This window comes from Winogradskyella sp., from assembly GCF_013213975.1.
Classification (GTDB): domain Bacteria; phylum Bacteroidota; class Bacteroidia; order Flavobacteriales; family Flavobacteriaceae; genus Winogradskyella.
On sequence record NZ_JABSST010000138.1, the window covers coordinates 1 to 3,713 of the forward strand.

General features: G+C 33.6%; 3 protein-coding genes and 2 tRNA genes. 3 read left to right on the plus strand and 2 right to left on the minus strand.

Annotated elements, in window-relative coordinates:
- Positions 1-137: 137 nt before the first annotated feature.
- A tRNA-Ser gene (locus HRU49_RS14250) sits at positions 138-222 on the minus strand.
- 244 nt (positions 223-466) lie between these two features.
- Here HRU49_RS14250 and HRU49_RS14255 point away from each other — a divergent pair.
- The 3 genes from HRU49_RS14255 (at position 467) to HRU49_RS14265 (ending at position 3,561) form a co-directional block, all read left to right on the plus strand.
- Positions 467-763 carry a hypothetical protein gene (locus HRU49_RS14255; protein WP_296358329.1) on the plus strand — a complete coding sequence of 99 codons (297 nt, stop codon included), beginning with the start codon at positions 467-469 and terminating at the stop codon, positions 761-763.
- 107 nt (positions 764-870) lie between these two features.
- Complete coding sequence (locus HRU49_RS14260) at positions 871-1,902, plus strand: M28 family metallopeptidase (RefSeq protein WP_296358331.1); 1,032 nt, start codon at positions 871-873, stop codon at positions 1,900-1,902.
- Positions 1,903-1,980: 78 nt separating this feature from the next.
- The gene (locus HRU49_RS14265) at positions 1,981-3,561 is read left to right on the plus strand and encodes a M28 family peptidase (protein ID WP_296358333.1); all 1,581 of its coding nucleotides are present in this window, start codon (positions 1,981-1,983) and stop codon (positions 3,559-3,561) included.
- 62 nt (positions 3,562-3,623) lie between these two features.
- Here the strand turns inward: HRU49_RS14265 and HRU49_RS14270 are convergent.
- A tRNA-His gene (locus tag HRU49_RS14270) sits at positions 3,624-3,699 on the minus strand.
- Positions 3,700-3,713 lie beyond the last annotated feature (14 nt).

Here is a 3,713-nt window from a genome sequence, read left to right on the forward strand (position 1 = left end):
GTGCTAAAAAAATTGATGAAATTAAAAATAAAGCGGAAAATCATTGTTTTATAGCAACATGATCATCCTTTTACAAAAGCAAAAGTCCCGTAAACTATACATTTACAGGACTTTAGTTGAAATTAATAAAACTTCAGCGGAGAAAGAGGGATTCGAACCCCCGGAGGTGTGACCCTCGCTGGTTTTCAAGACCAGTGCATTCGACCACTCTGCCATTTCTCCAATTGCGGATGCAAATATAAAACCCTTTTCGAAGTAGCCAAAGATTTTTTACTAGTTTTTTAATAACACTCATAAATTTAGCTATATCTAAATAAGCTTTGTATTTTCGGAGTAGTTTATAATAGATTAACGAAAGTAATTCAGTTAATATATTTCTGATAATTTTGGCTTCACAAATGTTGTCACCCTTAATCTTAAAGTATACCCAAGAATAGAAAGCGATCACCATATAATAAACGAAATTATGAAAAAAGCATTTATCATTGTTGGATTTCTCTCAGCTTTAACAGCAACGATTTTATCAGTAACTACCTATTCAAACATCGCGGTCACACCTATTATTATCGCTTTTCTTTCTGGCTTGATCGTTATTTACATATCAAGGAAGGACGGACTAAAAACAAAATCAATTCAGTATATTTTTCTAATGGTTATCATTTCAGTGAGTTTACTAATTTATAAAGGGATTAATGATAAAATTGGCAAATTTGAGGTTGATAAAAATGAACAAATAAATTCTCAAAACATCAATAAACAATGAAATTTTTGAGATTCGAATTTCTTATGGTAAATTTCAATAATTAGAGTTAAAGTACAGGGCTATTTATAGAACATTTATTCTATTTTTGTTTAAATCAATTTTTTAAAATGAAAATTCTATTTGCATTTGCACTACTTCTTGTTGGATCATGCGCTACATTGAGACACAGTGAAAAAGTCAAAAATTTAAAGGAGAGTATTGCATATGAAAATGAAGCAGATGTCATTAAATATTTGAATACCATTAAATCTGATGAATTACAAATTCATGTTGAAGAAATTGCTTCACCTAAATACAATGGAAGAAAGACTGGAGAAGAGGGTCACAATCGCGTATGCGATTTCATTAGAACTTATTACAAAGATCATGGTATTAAGGCTCCCGAATCTCATCCTAATTACTACCAAATAGTTCCAAATAATGTTCTTCCAGAAGAGCTAAACGATTCTCAAAATGTAATAGCTTATATTGAAGGTTCAGAATACCCAGAAGAGTATGTTTATATTTCTGCACATTCTGACCATGAAGGAATTATAGATGGAAATATCTATCCAGGAGCAGACGACAACGGTTCTGGAACTGCTGCGGTTTTTGAAATAGCCCAGGCATTTAAAAAAGCAAAAATGGATGGTAATGGCCCAAAAAGGTCTGTCGTGTTTTTACATGTCACTGCCGAGGAGGTGGGACTTCACGGTTCTAGATATTACACAGAGCATCCTATATTTCCAATAGAAAATACTATCAGTACTTTAAATATTGATATGATAGGTCGTGTGGATAAACAACATTTAGATAACGAAGACTACATTTATGTGATTGGAGCCGACCGAAAAAGTACCGAGTTACATTTCATAATTCAAGCAGCGAATTCAAATTTCGTTGGACTCAACTTAGATTATAAATACAATGACCCAAATGATACTAACCGTTATTATTACCGGTCAGATCACTATAATTTCGCGGTTAAAGGTATTCCTGTAGTTTTCTTTTTTAATGGAGAGCATGAAGATTATACAAAGCCAACGGATACAGCAGATAAAATTAATTATAAGCTTCTTGAGAAACGCACAAAATTAATTTTCTCGACAGCTTGGTATTTGGCGAATTCGCCAGACAGATTAAGTACCGGGGTCCTTTAGTGTTAAAGTTTTTAAAAAGATTTCTAGGCACAAATCCCTACTACATCGATTTTCGTAATTTTAAAAAAAATAATTGACATGAAAACACTTTTACGCTTAATGCTGTTATGTACCATTATTGTTGGATGTGGTACACCTTCAAAATCAACATCTTCATCAAAATTAATGAATGAAGTTAAAACGCTTGATCCTGTAGAATATGCTTCAACAATAACCTCCGACGAATTAAAAGAAATGCTTTATCGATATGCTTCGGATGAATTTGAAGGCAGGGACACAGGGGAAAATGGACAAAAATTAGCCGTTGAGTACATCAAATCTCAATATAAAGCATTAGGGATTAAATCACCATTGGGTGAAGATGACTATTTTCAGGAGGTTCCTTTGCAAAGACAAAGTGTAGCTAAAGCCAAGATAATCATAAATGGTAGCGAATTAAGCAATTTCGAGAGTCATATTGTATTGAGAACTTCAGAAAACTTAGAATTACAAACCAAAGAAATTGCCTATGTTGGTTATGGAATAGATTCAGAAAATTATTCTGATTACAAAGGAATTGATGTTAAAGGAAAAATCGTTCTTGCAAAATCTGGAGAACCTAAAGATGGGGACGGTAACTATGTAACCTCAGGTAAAAATGAGGAAACCAAATGGACAAATGGACGTCAATCTCTATCCAGTAAAAGAGAGGCTGCCATAGCTAATGGTGCTATAGCCCTAATTTATATGGATGACTTTTTATTTAGCCGATATGCACCTTATTACCAAAGACAGGCTGCCTCAGGATCAAAAGGTAGATTATCTGTAAAAAATAACAAAGACGAATTATTGATGCTATTGGTAAATGAAGAATTTGGAAAAGCCTTACACAAAGATGTGTTGCAAAAATCTGAACAAACGGTTGTTCAAACTAATTTAGAAATATCAGTTGAAAATAAAACTGAAGATGTTAATTCTGAAAATGTTTTAGCATATATAGAAGGAAGCGAAAAACCAGAGGAAATCATCGTTTTATCTGCACATCTTGATCATATTGGTTATTATAACGGGGAGATTTGCAATGGTGCTGACGATGATGGATCTGGTACAGTTGCACTTATTGAAATTGCTGAAGCATTTAAAAAGGCAAAAAATGAAGGCAATGGTGCAAAACGTTCGCTTTTATTTTTACATGTCACTGGGGAGGAAAAAGGACTGCTCGGGTCAAGTTATTATACCGATGTAGAACCTATATTTCCGCTTGAAAATACAGTTGCCGATCTTAATATAGATATGATAGGACGAACTGATCCTAAGCGTATTGAAGGTGAAAGAAATTATATTTATCTCATTGGAAGTGATAAATTAAGTACCGACCTTCATAATATATCTGAAGCAGTTAATTCTAAGTATTGTAATCTTGATCTTGATTATAAATTTAACGACGAAAATGACCCCAACCGTTATTATTACAGATCTGACCATTACAACTTTGCTAAAAATAATATTCCAGTTATTTTTTATTTTAATGGCACTCACGATGATTATCATAGACCTACTGATACACCCGATAAAATTGAATATGATCTGTTGGAAAACAGAACGCGCTTAGTTTTTCATACAGCATGGGAATTAGCGAATAGGGATGAGAGAATAGTTGTCGATAAAGCTACAGAATAACATAGTACTCTTACAAGAGTATACAAAAAAAGCCTTTCATTTCTGAAAGGCTTTGTCTTTTTGGGTGGAAGATCGGTCTCGAACCGACGACCTCCTGAACCACAATCAGGCGCTCTAACCAACTGAGCTACAACCACCATTTTAATTTGGAC

Coding starts and splice junctions, on each gene's coding strand:
- HRU49_RS14255 (WP_296358329.1), top strand. CDS start 467: ATGAAAAAAGCATTTATCATTGTTGGATTTCTCTCAGCTTTAACAGCA.
- HRU49_RS14260 (WP_296358331.1), top strand. CDS start 871: ATGAAAATTCTATTTGCATTTGCACTACTTCTTGTTGGATCATGCGCT.
- HRU49_RS14265 (WP_296358333.1), top strand. CDS start 1,981: ATGAAAACACTTTTACGCTTAATGCTGTTATGTACCATTATTGTTGGA.